The sequence below is a fragment of the Massilia sp. UBA6681 genome, from assembly GCF_002454935.1.
Taxonomy (GTDB): Bacteria; Pseudomonadota; Gammaproteobacteria; order Burkholderiales; family Burkholderiaceae_D; genus Telluria; species Telluria varians.
In genome coordinates this window covers 87937-102806 of sequence record NZ_DKJX01000072.1, presented here as the reverse complement: position 1 = coordinate 102806, position 14870 = coordinate 87937, and the positions used below count along the sequence as shown (strand labels likewise).

General features: G+C 68.4%; 12 protein-coding genes. 7 read left to right on the top strand and 5 right to left on the bottom strand.

What is annotated here, in order from left to right:
• Positions 1 to 2121 (top strand): M1 family metallopeptidase (locus B2R83_RS12375; protein WP_292041624.1); only part of this gene is annotated, 2121 nt, incomplete at its 5' end.
• Complete coding sequence (locus B2R83_RS12370) at positions 2118 to 3041, top strand: hypothetical protein (protein ID WP_292041622.1); 924 nt, start codon at positions 2118 to 2120, stop codon at positions 3039 to 3041. The genes B2R83_RS12375 and B2R83_RS12370, both read left to right, overlap by 4 nt.
• 7 nt (positions 3042 to 3048) lie before the next feature.
• Here B2R83_RS12370 and ylqF read toward each other — a convergent pair whose 3' ends face one another.
• Positions 3049 to 3996, bottom strand: coding sequence for a ribosome biogenesis GTPase YlqF (gene ylqF, locus B2R83_RS12365; protein WP_081926129.1), 948 nt, complete (start codon positions 3994 to 3996; stop codon positions 3049 to 3051).
• A 166-nt stretch (positions 3997 to 4162) separates the two neighbouring features.
• Here ylqF and B2R83_RS12360 point away from each other — a divergent pair, with 166 nt between their 5' ends.
• Positions 4163 to 4315: a hypothetical protein gene (locus tag B2R83_RS12360; protein WP_285380149.1), complete on the top strand. Its 153-nt coding sequence runs from the start codon at positions 4163 to 4165 to the stop codon at positions 4313 to 4315.
• Here the strand turns inward: B2R83_RS12360 and B2R83_RS12355 are convergent.
• The 4 genes from B2R83_RS12355 to B2R83_RS12340 all read right to left on the bottom strand — a co-directional run bounded on the left by B2R83_RS12355 (position 4312) and on the right by B2R83_RS12340 (position 9241).
• Positions 4312 to 5526 carry a lanthionine synthetase C family protein gene (locus tag B2R83_RS12355; protein WP_292041617.1) on the bottom strand — a complete coding sequence of 405 codons (1215 nt, stop codon included), beginning with the start codon at positions 5524 to 5526 and terminating at the stop codon, positions 4312 to 4314. The genes B2R83_RS12360 and B2R83_RS12355 overlap by 4 nt on opposite strands.
• Before the next feature lie 50 nt (positions 5527 to 5576).
• Positions 5577 to 6761, bottom strand: a complete 1185-nt coding sequence (locus tag B2R83_RS12350) for a hypothetical protein (RefSeq protein WP_292041614.1) — start codon at positions 6759 to 6761, stop codon at positions 5577 to 5579.
• Between the two features lie 573 nt (positions 6762 to 7334).
• On the bottom strand, positions 7335 to 8216 hold the full coding sequence (locus tag B2R83_RS12345) for a hypothetical protein (protein WP_292041611.1): 882 nt from the start codon (positions 8214 to 8216) through the stop codon (positions 7335 to 7337).
• Between the two features lie 95 nt (positions 8217 to 8311).
• Positions 8312 to 9241 (bottom strand): histone deacetylase family protein, encoded by a 930-nt coding sequence (locus B2R83_RS12340; RefSeq protein ID WP_292041610.1) that lies wholly within the window; start codon positions 9239 to 9241, stop codon positions 8312 to 8314.
• A 157-nt stretch (positions 9242 to 9398) separates the two neighbouring features.
• Here B2R83_RS12340 and B2R83_RS12335 point away from each other — a divergent pair, with 157 nt between their 5' ends.
• From B2R83_RS12335 to mltB, 4 genes are read left to right on the top strand one after another with little or no spacing between them, the layout of a single operon-like run.
• Positions 9399 to 10319, top strand: coding sequence for an AAA family ATPase (locus B2R83_RS12335; protein WP_027864815.1), 921 nt, complete (start codon positions 9399 to 9401; stop codon positions 10317 to 10319).
• The gene (locus B2R83_RS12330; RefSeq protein WP_292041606.1) at positions 10320 to 11330 is read left to right on the top strand and encodes a DUF58 domain-containing protein; all 1011 of its coding nucleotides are present in this window, start codon (positions 10320 to 10322) and stop codon (positions 11328 to 11330) included.
• Positions 11327 to 13327, top strand: a complete 2001-nt coding sequence (locus tag B2R83_RS12325) for a transglutaminase TgpA family protein (RefSeq protein WP_292041604.1) — start codon at positions 11327 to 11329, stop codon at positions 13325 to 13327. Before B2R83_RS12330 ends, B2R83_RS12325 begins: the two co-directional genes overlap by 4 nt.
• Positions 13324 to 14514: a lytic murein transglycosylase B gene (gene mltB, locus B2R83_RS12320; RefSeq protein ID WP_292041602.1), complete on the top strand. Its 1191-nt coding sequence runs from the start codon at positions 13324 to 13326 to the stop codon at positions 14512 to 14514. The genes B2R83_RS12325 and mltB overlap by 4 nt, the downstream gene beginning before the upstream one ends.
• Positions 14515 to 14870 lie beyond the last annotated feature (356 nt).

The following is a 14870-nucleotide window of genomic DNA, read 5'->3' as shown; positions in this document are numbered from 1 at the left end:
GCCGCGCCCCCGCCCGCGGCCACGCCTTCGCTCGACGGCATCGCGCTGGCCGCGCCGAACGCCGCCGCCGTCACGGCGCCGAGCAGCACGGATGCCTGGGGCGGCATCCGCAGCGGCGACCACGCGACCCTGTCCGAGCGCGTGGCCAGCTACCGCATCAGCGCCACGCTCGACCCGGACAAGCACGCGATCGCCGGCCAGCAGCAGCTCACCTGGCGCAACCGCAGCGCGGTACCGGTGCGCAGCGTCTACATTCACCTCTACATGAACGCCTTCGAAGGCGAAGGCAGCAGCTTTTTCACCGAGCAGCGCCAGCGCGGCGAACGCTTTCGCAGCGGCGCCGAAATCGGCGACGGCGAATGGGGCCACATCGCGCTGCGCAGCGTGACTCAAGGCGGCGCGGCCGTGCCATGGCGCTTCGTCCAGCCGGACGGCGGCCCGGCCACCGACCACACGGTGGCGCGCCTCGACCTGCCCGATGCAGTCGCCCCCGGCGCCTCGACCACGCTCGACATGGCCTTTACCACCCAGCTGCCGCGCGTGATCGCGCGCACCGGCTACTACGGCAGCTTCCACCTGGTGGCCCAGTGGTTCCCGAAGATCGCGGTGCTCGAACTGCCGGGCGAGCGCGGCGCCACCGCGCCACGCTGGAATGCGCACGAATTCCACATGGAGTCCGAGTTCTACGCCGATTTCGGCAGCTACGACGTGAGCCTGACCGTGCCGAAGGGCTATACGGTGGGCGCGACCGGCGCGCTGCAGGGTGCGCCCGTCGAGAAGAACGGCTTGCTGACGCACCGCTACGTGCAACACGACGTGCACGACTTCGCCTGGACCGCGGACAAGCGCAGCGCCCCGCCGCTGGTGGAGACCTGGACCGGCCCCGGCAGCCCGATCGTGACCGTGCAGGTGTTGTACCCGCAGGAATACGAGGCCAGCGCCAGGCCGGTCATGAAGGCGGCCAAGGATTCGCTGGCCTATTTCTCGCGCAAGCTCGGCCCCTACCCCTACCGCACGCTGACCGTCGTGATCCCGCCCTACAACGCGCAGGAAGCCGGCGGCATGGAGTACCCGACCTTCATCACCGCGTCCGGCCATGCCGCGGTGCCGCCCAAGTCGCTGCAGGAATATGAACTGGACGCCGTGACGATCCACGAACTCGGCCACAACTTCTTCCAGGGCATCCTGGCCAGCAACGAGTTCGAGGAGCCGATGCTCGACGAAGGCCTGACCGCCTACTGGGAAAACCGCGCGATGCGCGACCGCGGACAGCAGGTCCATCCCGCCCCCGGCTTCCTGAAGCGGATCGGCTTCGATCCGGGATTCGAGGGCTTCGACGCCATGCGCCTGTTCGCCCCGCGTGAGCGGCCGCTGGATGCGCCCGGCCAGAACGCCTGGCAGCGCCTGCAGGGCATCGATCCGGTCTACACCCGCAGCGCCACAGTGATGCGCGACCTGGAGCAGCGCATCGGCAGCGAGGCCATGGAGCGCGGCTTCAAGGAATACTACCGGCGCTGGAAGTTCCGCCACCCGAGCATCGCCGACCTGCGCGAGGCGCTGGCGGACGGCAGCGGCGAGCGCGCCGCAGTCGAAGAGGTCTTTGCGCAGCAGGTCTATGCGGCCGCGCGGATCGACGACAAGGTAGCCAGGCTGTCGAGCGAAGAGGAACTGCCGCTGGCCGGCACCCGCGTGGTGGACGGCAAGCGCGTCGAAGACAGCCAGGCGGTGGTGGACGAGCGCATCGCCAGGCTGCGCGCCGACTGGAGCAAGGCCAATCCGAACGCCAGGCAGGGCGGCCCCTTCCCCTGGCGTACCCGGGTGACCGTGCGCCGCGACGGCGCCAGCGTGCCGCAGACCCTGGTGGTGCGCTTCGCCGACGGCAGCAGCGAGACCGTGGCCTGGAACGCCACCTCACCGGACGAGAAATGGCGCACATTCACCTGGGTCAGGCCGGCGCGCGCCGTGTCGGCCGAGCTCGACCCGCGCCGCAGCCACTACCTCGACGTGAACAAGCTCGACGACAGCCGCACGATCGCCCCCAAGCGCAGCGCATCGACCCGCTGGACGAGCGACGCGGCGGCCTTCTTCCAACTCATCCTGTCCTTCATCGCCACCGTATGACGACCACGACCGCTTCCCTGGCGCCCGCGCAGGCGCCGCACACTTCCGCGTCACGCGGCCATGCCGGCTTGCGTGCACTCGGCGCCGCCCTGCGCCCTGCCCTGCAATGGCGCCTCCTGCTGCTCTGGCTGCTGGCCCTGCTGCTGCCGACGCTGGTTGCCGCCCTGCCCTTCTGGACCATGCTGGGCGCCGCCTTCGACCGCTCGGTGCACGCCACGGCCCTGGCCCAGCGCCTCGACGGGGTGGCGATTGCGGACCTGATCGGCCTGCACAGCCAGCACGCCTCGGCCGTGAGTGCGGGCGGCATCGTGGCCCTCGCGATGACGCTGCTGCTGTCGCCCTTCCTGACGGGCGCGGCCATCAGCGCCGCGCGCGCCCCGGCGCCGCTCGCCTTCGCGGCACTGGCCGCCGGCGGCGTGCGCGAGTACGGGCGCCTGCTGCGCATGCTGCTGTGGGCCATCGTGCCGCTCGGCGCGGCGGTTTTCCTGGGTGGCATGGGAGCCTCGGTCGCCGAGCAGCCCGGCGCCGTGCTCGAGTCCAGCGCAAGCAATGCAGCCCTGACGGCCTCGCTGATCGCCGCCCTGCTGGTGCTGCTGGCCCATGCGACGATCGACGCCGGCCGCGCGGTGCTGGCGCTGGACCGCCGCCGCAGCTCGGCGGTGCTGGCCTGGTGCGACGGGCTGGGCCTGATCGTGCGACGTCCGTTTGCCGTCGTCGGCGTGTATGCCGCGATCACGGCGCTTGGGCTGCTCCTGGCCGGCGCGCTGGCGGTGGCGCGCCTGAATGTCCCGGCGCTGGGCGCGGGCAGCTTCCTCGGCGGGCTGCTGCTGGCCCAGCTGGCGGTGCTGGCGCTGGCCTGGATGCGCTGCGCGCGCCTGTTCGGGCTGATGGAACTGGCCAGGGGCGCCGGCGCACGCTGAGAAGCGATCAGGTCCCGCGCTTGCCGCGCATCGCCTCTTCCGCCTTCAGCGCCGCTTTTTCCTCGGCGATGCGGGCCTTCTCCGCCATCTCCTCGGCATGGCGCGCCAGCGCCGCGGCGCGGGTTTCCGGCGTCTCGAGGCTGATGCGTCCCAGCGCCCCGGTGCGGTAGTCGTGCAGCAGCACGTGCGCCGCCTTTTCGTAGTCGAACTCGCCGCCGCGCATGCGGAAACCGCGGCGCTGGGCCACGCCCTCGATCACCGCGATGCCGTCCAGCCCCTCGGTCTTGAAGCCGTACCGGGCCGTGAGCAGCTGCGGGTAGCGCTCGAGCAGCAGGTTGGCCAGGAACTCCGCGACCTCCTCCTCGATCAGCGCGTTCGAGCCGACCGCATGGCTTGCGGCCAGCATCAGGCCGTCGCTCGCCAGCGCGATCTTCGGCCACAGCATGCCCGGGGTATCGACCAGCACGATGTGCTTGCCGAGGTAGAGCTTCTGCTGGGTCTTGGTGACGGCCGGCTCGTCGCCCACCTTGGCCACCCGCTTCTTGAGCAGCGCGTTCATCAGGGTCGACTTGCCGACGTTCGGGATCCCCATGATCATGATGCGCAGCGGCTTGGTCGGTACGCCGCGGTGCGGCGCCAGCGACTGGCAGATCTCCGGGATGCGGGCGACGTCGGCCGGACGCTTGGTCGTCATCGGATAGGCGGTCACGCCCTCCTGGGCATCGTAATAGGCCTTCCAGGCCGCCGTGGCCGCCGGGTCGGCCAGGTCGATCTTGTTCAAGATCTTGAGGCAAGGACGCTGACGGAACTTGCGCAGTTCCTCCACCAGCGGGTTGCAGCTCGCCTCGGGCAGGCGGGCGTCGAGGACTTCGATCACCAGGTCGGTGTTCTCCATCTGCTCGGCGGCTTCCTTCTTGGCCGCATTCATGTGCCCCGGGAACCATTGTATCGACATGCTCTACTTTCCAAATCTTCAGTCAGGACGCTATTTTACGCTGGCGGCCGGTCTGTGAAAAAACAGCACACCTGACTGAACAATCCATTGATCCCTAGCAATGCAATTGCCGGGGTCCGGCGCACACTCCAGTTTCCGCCCACTGGGCCGCATTCTGGAGACCATCATGCGTCATGTGCCAAAGTCTTCGCCACCGCGCTGGGCCGCGATCGAGCTTCCACCGAAAAAATCGCTGGGACGCTGGTTCGCTTTCGGCATCCTGTGCGGCATGGTCGGCGCCGCCTGCTTCGTCGACCGCTTCCCCCTGCTGATGGGTTAAGCCGACGCCGGGCGGAAGAACACGTCCAGCGTCGGGAAACGCGCCCTGGCCTCGATGCAGTCCCACAGGTAGATCGCCAGGCCGAGGTCGCCCGTCCACAGCGAATACCGCAACTGCCCGTACTCGCGCGCATCGCGCTCGTACTGCAGCAGGGCGTGCATGGCAAAGGCGCGCGCCCGTTCGAGCCAGACCGAATCCCCCGTGCGCTGGTAGAGGACGAGAAAGGCGTAGCCGTTCCCCGCAGTGCCATGGCACAGGTTCGCGCCCTTGTTCAAAGGACCGGCGGCCCAGGTGGTCTCGCCGGCGGCAAGCAGGAGATCGTCGAGTTCGTCACCAGGAAAGCCGGCCAGGCTGATCACGAAGCCGGGCGCACCGTGGCAGAACTGCAGCAGCTTCTTGGCGTTTTCCCGCTCCGTGCCGCTCAGCTGCGGGTGCCAGTTGACTTGCCCTGCTTCGCATACCGCGGTGCGGCGAATGGTAGCGGCAATGCAGTCGCGCCACCCCTGCCAGGCGGCGCCAAGCAGGTGGCGCCCCTTGAGCAGCGGGCCGGCGGTCGCGACGAAGCCATGCACCGCATCCAGGTAGCTGCTGGTACGCCCATACAGCTCCTGGGTCCAGTAGGCGCACTGGCGCTCGTCCGACCACAGGAGCTGGGTCCACAAGCCGTCCGCGGTCTGCCGGAACAGCTCGGCCCAGCGTTCTTCGCTGGTATGCGCATGCAGGAACAGCGCGGCAAGCAGAGTCCCGGGGGCGCCCCACATCAGTTCGCGCGCCGGATGCCGGCGGTTGGCGTCCAGCAGCCGCGCCAGCTCGTCCGGCAGTCCTGGATCGCGCCCCAGGGCCATCATCAGGATCGGCGTATCGCCCATCAGCCAGGACGCCTGTTCGCCGGGGGCGTTCGCCGCCAGCCACCCGCGGTTGGCGGCCAGCAGCGCCTGCCAGCCGTCCAGGTAGTCGCGCCCGAGCCGCGCCGCGCCGCAGTCCTGCAGGTAGTGCAGCGCCCAGATCACTCCGGCGGCGCCGTGGTACAGGGGCGTCTCGATCGGATCGGGCTCCTCTCCTTCGCGGTCCAGCGGATGGACCGGCCAGTAGCGCCCCTCCCGATACGCCGTCTCGGCCCGCGCCACGATGTGGCCGATCGCGGCCCGCGCCTTCTCCTCGTTCCAGGGATGCGGCTGCAGCGGTTCGTGGCGCGCGGGGTCGTACAGCATGGTCGTGGCTCTCGGGCAGATGGGTACAGGCCCGCCAGTGTCGCACATCCTCAGCGCGCCGGGACACAGCTACTTGGCGGCAGCGGCGCTGTCGGATCGAAGGCGGCCAGCTGTTCCCGCGCCGCGTTGCGGTCCTTCGCATACTCAAGCAGGTAGCGCGAGCGCTCCTCGCTTTGCCACTCGGCGTCCGACACGCCCTTCATGGTCTGGGTGCGGCTGGCGAACACCTGCCCTTCCAGGCGCGGCAGCAAGAGGCGGTCGGGGTCGACGTTCTCGCGCAGCAGGTAGCCGTCGACGTCGCGCAAGCGCAGGGGCAGCGCCGGCCGCTCGTCCGTCATCAGCTTGCCGAACACGGTCAGCTTGACTTCGCGCGCGCCCACGCCGAGCACCTCGTTGAAGCTTGCCAGGGCGAAGGGATTGCCGCGCGCATCGTCGACGCGGCCCGAGACGATGTAGCGGCCCGGCTGGCGCACGTCCAGGCCGAGGCAGAAGCTGAGCGAACCGTTCTCGACCGCTTCGCGCACCTGGCCGGTCCAGGTGGCCGGCAGCACCGGCGTGTAGATCACGTCGAACAGGGCAAAGCCATTGCGCCCGCCCGCGGTGTAGCGCACCTCGGTGCGAATGGTGCCGTGGAAGCCCGCCAGGCCGGTCTGGCCGGGGGCCAGGACGCCCGCGTAGGCATTGTCTCCGGCCACCGGGTCGGCGCCGCTGCCGTCGTCGACGAAGGACAGCGCCACCTGGGGCGTCGGACGGCTGCCGCCGTAAGTCATGCCCTGGGCCAGCGCACGCGTGATCACGATCGGCACGGTGGCGCCCTGCGCATCCACGGCACGCAGCGAAAAGGCGGCTGCTTCGCCGGCCGCCAGGTAGACGCGCGACTGCGAGGTCTGCAGGAACACGCCGGCGCTGTTGCCGCCGCCCTCGTGGCGCATCGGGTGCATCTCGGTGACGGGCTGGTTCGGGTGCAGCTGGTCCGGGTTCTGCGCGGCCGGGCGCGAGTCCGTCGGGTACTGGCTGCCCTCCAGGTAGCTGCAATAGGTGTGGTCGGTCAGCTGGACGTGCTCGACCAGCTGGCGGCGCCGCTCGGCGCGCTCGCTGGGGACCACCAGGCCGCTTTCCGGCACCGGGCTGAAGAACTGGCGACCGGAGGGCGGCGGCGGGCTGGCGGCGGCCTGCGACGCCGCTTCCTCCTCGCCGCGCCCGAACCAGAGGGCGAGCGCGACGGCAGCCGCCACGCCCAGCCCGATCAGCCGTTTTGTCGGTCTAGAGGGCACTGTTCACCACGGCGCTGCGCACGACGCCCACGATGCCGCCCCAGTTGCCGTTGGCGTAGTGGTTGTAGGCTTCGCTGTCGTCACGGAAGACCACCGAACTGGACTCCACTTCAAACGTTGTAGTTGGCGGCCGCTCCGCCGTCGGTCCGACCGTTGATTCGATGGGCATTGGCTCGTAGCGGAGACCCATTCCAACCCCGACAGCAGACATGGCGCACATTCATGCTGATTTGTCTCACTGTCTTCTGCTTTCAAGAACGAGCGCACATCCGCAGCGTCCTCTTCCTGCCCCGAACCGTCCTGCTGACCGTATTCGTCACTGACAGGCATTACTTTCCCGCCTCCCGCCAAGTGAAATCTGGCGACAGTGTTCAACGTCACCGCCGAACTCGCCACGGGTAGCGCCTTTACCGCCACAAGGGCGCCGGCGGCGAGCCGGTTCAGATCAAATGCGCGTCGACACCGCTATATGAATTGTTTCACGAATAAGCCAATGCTAGCGCATTGCGCCCGGTTAGTCGAACAGCACAAGCGCTACTGCGCCGTGTTCACCACGGCGTTGCGCACGACGCTCACCACGCCGCCCCAGTTGCCGTCCATGTAGTGGTTGTAGTCCTCGCCGTCGTCGCGGAACAGCACCGAGTGATGGCTCCACTTGGCGCTGCCGCCCTGGTTGTTGGCGGTGCCGAGCGTGAGGTCGTTGCAGAACCAGTCGCCCGGATTGCACAGGGAGCGGCCGGAACTGCCGGCCACGCCGCCGCTGCTGTGGTAGGCGATGACCTCGTCGTCCTGGCCCGGCAGCAGGCCCGAATAGAGCGTGCCCCTGGCGCCCGCGTACATGTAGAACCAGATGTTGCGCGTGTCGTTGTGGTTGTACATGGCGCGCGCGGTGGCGGTCTTGAGGTCCTGCACCAGCGGCTCCGAGGTGGTCCAGGAACCGGCGTCGGACAGCTCGGATCCGCCGGCCGCACCGGCCGCGGCGCGTACCCAGCGGATGTTCCAGCCGGCTTGGGTGCCGCCGTCGCTGTTGCCGCATACCCCGCTCGCGTTCGGGCTGGCGTTCTTCTTGTAGCGCGGCGTGCCGCCGTAGTTGGCCAGCGTGTAGCCCATCATCAGGTCGCCGGCGCTGTAGGTGACGATGTAGCACCAGTTGCTGCCGGTGCAGAAGCAGTCGAGCGCGTTGCGTACCGTGCCGCTCTGCGAAGCGATGCTGCTGCGGCCGTCCCAGTTGACGGCCTTCTTGTTGACGCCGGCCGGGGTGGTCGCCGGGCCCCAGTAGCTGAAGTCGTTGTAGTTGCCGATGGCGCCCACGGCGCCGCCGGCGCGGCCGTTGATCCAGAGCGTGTAGTTAGCGGCGGCTGCCAGCCCTGATGTGCAGAACAGGAACAGCGCGCACGAGGTACGGATCGGTCTCATCTTCTTCTCCTTGTCGTTTGCTTCGCGCTTGGGTGGCGAAGTCATGGAGGATTAGATGTGCGGACCGCGAAGGACGTTCCGCGCCGAGTCCGCAGTCAATCGAGCTCGGCGAGCACTTTAAGATGGGCTACTACGCTGCGTCCCAGTGCCGACAGCGCATAGCCGCCCTCGAGGCAGCTGACGATGCGCCCCTGCGCGTACTGCTTCGCAATGGCCATCACCTGGCGCGTGATCCAGGCATAGTCGGCCTCGACCAGGCCGATGCCGCCCATGTCGTCCTCGCGGTGACCGTCGAAGCCGGCCGACACGAAGATCATCTGTGGCTGGTGCGCGTGCAGCGCCGGCAGCCAGTAGTCCTGCACCAGCTTGCGCACCGTGTCGCCGTCGCTGAGCGCCGGTACCGGGATGTTGACGCTGGTGGCCGTGATCGGTTCCGGGTCGCAGTAGGGATAGAACGGGTGCTGGAACAGGCTCACCATCAGCACCCGCGGGTCCTTGCGGAAGGCCTCGACGGTGCCGTTGCCGTGGTGGACGTCGAAGTCGACGATGGCCACGCGCTCCAGCCCGTGCACCTCCATCGCATGGCGCGCCGCGATGGCGACGTTATTGAAGAAGCAAAACCCCATCGGCTCGCTCGGCGTCGCATGGTGCCCCGGCGGGCGCACCGAGCAGAAGGCATTGTCCACTTCGCCCGCGATCACGGCATCGGTCGCGGCCACCGCGGCGCCGGCCGCGCGCAGCGCCGCCTGGTAGCTGTGGTGGCACAGGATGGTGTCGCCGTCGAGCGGATAGTGGTCGCCCTCGGCCGGCACGTTGTCGCGCACCAGCGCCACCGCGCCCGGCGTGTGGTTGCGCAGGACGTCCTTGAGGTCGGCCAGCGGCGCGCTGCGCTGCTCGATCAGTCCGTCCAGGCGCGCCAGGATCAGCTGGTCGTCGATCGCCTGCAGCCGCGCCGGCGCTTCGGGGTGCCAGTCGCCCATGTCGTGCCGCAGGCAGTCGGGGTGGCTGTAGATTGCTGTGCTCATCGTGGGGATGCTCATCCATAGCGCACCTTTGCGGCCGGTTTCGCATAGAATCGACCCAAAGGCTTGTTGCCGACGGAGTATGAAGGTTGCCAATGGCGCTAATCTACCATGCAAGCGTCCTGCTCCGCACTTCCAAGCAGATCACCGGAACCCAAGCATGTTCAATCAATTACACTCGGCGGCGCGCCAGGTCGGCCAGGTCGTGGTCGGCAAGGACCAGCAGGTACGCCTGGCCCTGACCTGCCTGCTGGCCGGCGGCCACCTGCTGCTCGAAGACCTGCCCGGCGTCGGCAAGACCACGCTGGCGCATGCGCTGGCGATCTCGCTCGGCCTGAAATTCAACCGCGTCCAGTTCACCAGCGACCTGCTGCCCGCCGACGTGGCCGGCATCTCCGTGTACGAGCGCGAGAAGAACGACTTCGTGTTCCACCCCGGTCCGATCTTCACCCAGGTGCTGCTGGCCGACGAGATCAATCGCGCCACGCCCAAGACCCAGTCCGGCCTGCTCGAAGCCATGGAAGAGCGCCAGGTCAGCGCCGACGGCGTCACCCGCGCCCTGCCCGAGCCCTTCTTCGTGATCGCCACCCAGAACCCGGCCAACCAGGTCGGCACCTTCCCGCTGCCCGAATCCCAGCTCGACCGCTTCCTGATGTGCCTTTCGCTGGGCTATCCGGACGCCGCCGCCGAGCGCGCCCTGCTCATGGGCGAAGACCGGCGCGCCATGCTGCGCGCCTTGCAGCCGGCGATGCAGCCGGAGCAGCTGGCCCAGGCCCAGCGCGCCCTGAAGGAGATCCATGCCTCGCCGGCGCTGGTCACCTATGTGCAGGCGCTGGCCCAGGCGTCGCGCCAGAACGGCCTGTTCGCCGAGGGCCTGTCGCCGCGCGCCGCCATCGCCCTGCTGCAGGCCGGCCGCGCCTGGGCCGCGCTCGAAGGACGCGACCACGTGATCCCCGAAGACATCCAGGCCGTGCTGGTGCCGGTCTGCGCACACCGCCTGCGCCCTTTGCGGTCGGCGCACGGCCAGGCGCTGGCCAGCCGCGACCTCGTGCTGCAGCTGCAGAAATCGGTTCCGGTGTAGATGGAAGTCGCAGCAGGAGGCCTGCGCGGCTGGATGCGGCGCACCACCGGCAAATGGCTGCCGCGCCGCGGTACGCTGGATGCCGGCGAGGTGGTGCTGAGCCAGCGCCGCGTGTTCATCCTGCCGACCCGCGCCGGCATCGGCTTCGCCGTCCTGCTGCTGGTGCTCCTGATCGGCTCGATCAACTACACCCTCGGCCTGGGCTTCGCGCTGACCTTCCTGGCCTTGTCCTGCGCCCTGGTGGACATGGTCTTCACCTACCGTAACCTGGCCCACCTGGCCCTGCAGCAGGGCCGCGTGCCCGCCGTCTTCGCCGGCCAGGAAGCCCGGTTCGAACTGCACGTCGCCAACCGCACGGGGCTGGCGCGCTACGGCGTCTGGATCGATTTTTCCGATGCCTCCAAAAAGGGCGAAGCGCGCCACGTCACCGACATCGCCGCCCACGGCAGCGCCAGCGTGATGCTGGGCGTGCCGACGGGCGCGCGCGGCTGGCTGCAGCCGGCGCGCGTGGTGCTGTCCACGCGCTTCCCGCTCGGCCTGTTCCGCGCCTGGAGCTACTGGCGTCCCGCCGCCCGCGCCCTGGTCTATCCGCGCCCGGAAGAAGGCGCGCCGCCGCTGCCGGTGAGCGGCAACGCGGTCGGCAGCGGCCGCGCCGGCGGCAACGACGACTTCGCCGGCGTGCGCAGCTACCAGGCCGGCGACTCGCCGCGCCAGCTGGCCTGGCGCCAGATCGCCCGGCTCGATCCGGCGCTCGGCGGCCAGCTCGTCACCAAGCACTTCGAAGGCGGCGTGGGCGACGAGCTGCTGCTCGACTTCGCGCAGCTGCCGCCCCAGCTCGACCTCGAACTGCGCCTGTCGCGCATGACGCGCTGGGTGCTGGACGCCGAACAGCGCGCCCTGCCCTACGCCTTCCGGCTCGGCGCCATCCACTACGACGCCGGCAACGGCGCCGCCCACCAGGCGGCCTGCCTGCGTGCGCTGGCGCTGTACGGCAGCCAGGAGGCGCCATGAAGGCCCTGGCTGCCCTGCCACGCGACAAGGCCGATACCCTGCTGCTGCTCGGCAGCGCCCTCCTGGTGCTGGCGCCGCATGCGGCGCACCTGCCGCTGTGGGTGTCGCTGCTGTGCGCCGCCACGCTGGCCTGGCGCGGCGCGATCACGCTGCGCGGCAAGCGCATGCCCTCGGCCATGGTGCTCCTGCCCATCGCCGTCGGCGCAATGGCCGGCATCCAGTTCAGCTACAAGACCCTGCTCGGGCGCGACGCCGGCGTGGCCATGCTGGTGCTGCTGGTCGCCTTCAAGATGCTCGAGATGCACGCGCGCCGCGACCTGTACGTCGTGATCTTCCTGTGCTTCTTCCTGGTGCTGACCAACTTCTTCTACGCCCAGGGCATCGGCACCGCAGTCTTGATGGTGGCGGCGGTGCTGGCCCTGCTCACCACCCAGCTCTCGTTCCAGTTCACCGGCAGCGTGCCGAAGCTGGGAACGCGGCTGGCGATGGGGGCCAAGATGCTGCTGTTCGCGGCGCCGATCGCGGTGCTGCTGTTCTTCGTGTTCCCGCGCCTGGGCGGCCCGCTGTGGAGCATGCCCGGCGGCAGCGGCAACGGCAGCGCCAAGTCGGGCCTGTCCGAACGGATGGCGCCGGGGCAGATGTCGAACCTGGCGATGTCGGACGAACCGGCCTTCCGGGTGCGCTTCGAAGGCGCGGTGCCGCCCAAGGCCCAGCTGTACTGGCGCGGCCTGGTGCTGGACGCATTCGACGGCACCGCCTGGACCCGGGGCGGCTCGATCGCCACCCGCTCCGGCACCTCGCTGCGGGTGCGCGGCGGGGCGCAGCGCTACGAAGTGACGCTGGAGCCGTCCGACACGCGCTGGCTTTTCTCGCTCGAGATGGCCGGCCACATGCCGGAAGTGCCGGGCTACCAGACCCAGGTCTCGCACCAGCTCGAACTGAGCACCGACCGTCCGCTGGCCGGGCGGGTGCGCTATCCGATGATCTCCTACCCGGACTATGCGCTGGATGGACGCGATACGCTCGACGACCCCAACCAGTGGCTGCTGCTCCCCTACGGCTACAACCCGAAGGCGCTGGCCGCGGGCATCGCATTGCGCAAGGAAGCGGAGCCGGCGCGCCGCATCGAGCAGGTGCTGCAGCGCTTCCGCGAGCAGCCCTACAGCTACACGCTTGAGCCGCCGCTGCTGGGCCGCCATTCGGTCGACGAGTTCCTGTACGGGACCCGCGCCGGCTTTTGCGAACATTATTCCGGCGCCTTCGTGTTCCTGATGCGCGCGGCCGGCATCCCGGCGCGCGTGGTCACCGGCTACCAGGGCGGCGAACTCAATCCGATCGACGGCTACGTGACGGTGCGCCAGTCCGATGCCCACGCCTGGGCCGAGGTCTGGCTGCGCGGGCGCGGCTGGGTGCGGGTGGACCCGACCGCCGCCGTGGCGCCGGAACGGGTGCGGCGCAACCTGGCGGCCGCGGTCACCCCGCCGCCGCCCTTCGGTATCGACGCGCTGCGCGGGCTGTCGATGTTCGGCGCCAACGGCGATTCGCTGCTGGGTCGCCTGCGCAACGCGCTGGGCGCCGTCAACAACGGCTGGAACCAGTGGGTGCTGAACTACACCCCGGAGCGCCAGCGCGGCCTACTGCAAAGCGTGGGCGAGAGCCTGGCCGGCTGGCGTGTTGCCGGCTTGATCATGCTGGGGGCTGGAGTGTTGCTCTTGGGAAGAATTTTGTACCTCCGCAGGGAACACAATCCGGTCGAGGCGGTATACTCCTCCCTATGCAAGCGCCTCGCCCACCTGGGCCTGGCACGTGCAGCGGACGAAGGGCCCACCGCCTACGCGGCCCGGATCGCGGCCTCGCAGCAGCTGGCGCCGCCATCACTGCACGCCGCCGCCGAATTCTTGCGCCGCTATAGCGCCTGGCGCTATGCGCCGCCCCAGCCCGCGCCTGACCGCCAGCTGGCCGCTACCTTGAAGAGATTACTGTCGCAAGTCAGATGAAATCGATCGTTCCCCTGTTTGCCGCGCTGGCAATCGCCTTTGCCCCGACCGGGCAGGCGCAAGCCGGCGCGAAGGATCCGCAAGTCCAGACCAAGGCCGCCAAGGCTGCCAAAGCAAAAGCCGCCAAGGCCAAGAGCAAGAAAGACAAGGCAGGCAAGCGCGTCTCGGCCCGTTCGAGCAAGGTGCTGAAGGCCGCTCCGGCCGCCGCCATGATCGACTACGACGGCGAGCACCACAACTTCCTGGAATGGCAGGCGGTGCGCGAGTTCATGGACGAGATGGCAACCCAGCACGGCTTCGAGCGCGCCTACCTCGAATCGCTGTTCGGCCAGGCGCGCTTCATCGATTCGGCGGTACAGCTGGTCAAGCCCGCCCCGCCGGGCAAGCCGAAGAACTGGCAGGCCTACCGCGACCGTTTCATCGAGCCGATCCGCATTGCCGCCGGAGTGCGCTTCTGGAACGAGAATGCCGAGACCCTGGCGCGCGCCGAAGCGGCCTACGGCGTGCCGGCCGAGATCATCGTCGGCATCATCGGCGTCGAGACCATATATGGCCGCGACACCGGCAAGTTCCGCGTGCTCGACACCCTGGCGACGCTCGCTTTTGCCTACCCTGAAACGCCGAACCGCGCCGCGCGCATGGCGTTCTTTCGCAGTGAGCTGGCGAATACCCTGGTCTTCGCGCGCGAGCACAAGGTGGAACCCTTCTCGCTGCTGGGCTCGTTTGCCGGCGCGGTCGGCATGCCGCAGTTCATGCCGGGCAATATCCTGAAGTACGGCGTGGACTTCAACAAGGACGGCCAGATCGACCTGCGCCAGTCGTCGGACGATGCGATCGGCAGTGTGGCCAATTTCCTGATCCAGCATGGCTGGAACCCGGAACACCGCAACAGCCCGGTAACCCCGGCCGACGTGTCGCCGAACCATGCCTGGGAGCCGCTGCTCGAACGCGGCCTGAAGGCCACCCTGCGTCCCGAAGAATTGCGCGCCGCCGGCGTCACCACGGCGACGACTCTGTCCGCCGAGCGCCTGTACGGCCTGGTCGACCTGCAGAACGGCGCCGAGGCAACCGAATACTGGGTGGCCGACGATAACTTCTTTGCCATTACCAAGTACAACCGTAGTTATTTCTATGCCATGTCGGTGATCGAACTTGGCCGTGCCGTCCGCGCCTCGCGCGGCGGCTGAGCATTGCCGGGCGGGAAACTTTGTATCGATTTGTAACCGGCTTCCCGCCTTTTCTGCCCGTCTGAACTTCCCTCCTGCCCCTATACTCCCCGGGGGTATGCGTTCCTTTTCCGCAGATTCTCTGCAGAAACACCCCTCCACTTGTCATACTCCCGCTTTTCTTAGCACTCTGTCAGTACTTTTCATACCGTGCGGCATCAAACACCCGTTGGCTATACACTGGGGATTAATCAAAAAACAATTATTATTTCGGTGAGTTTGTGAGAGAATTGCATTGCGGCTATTGTTGCGGTGAGACAACGATACTGAATAAATCGATCTGATCGTTATTGCTACTGAGTATCAGATTAGAAATT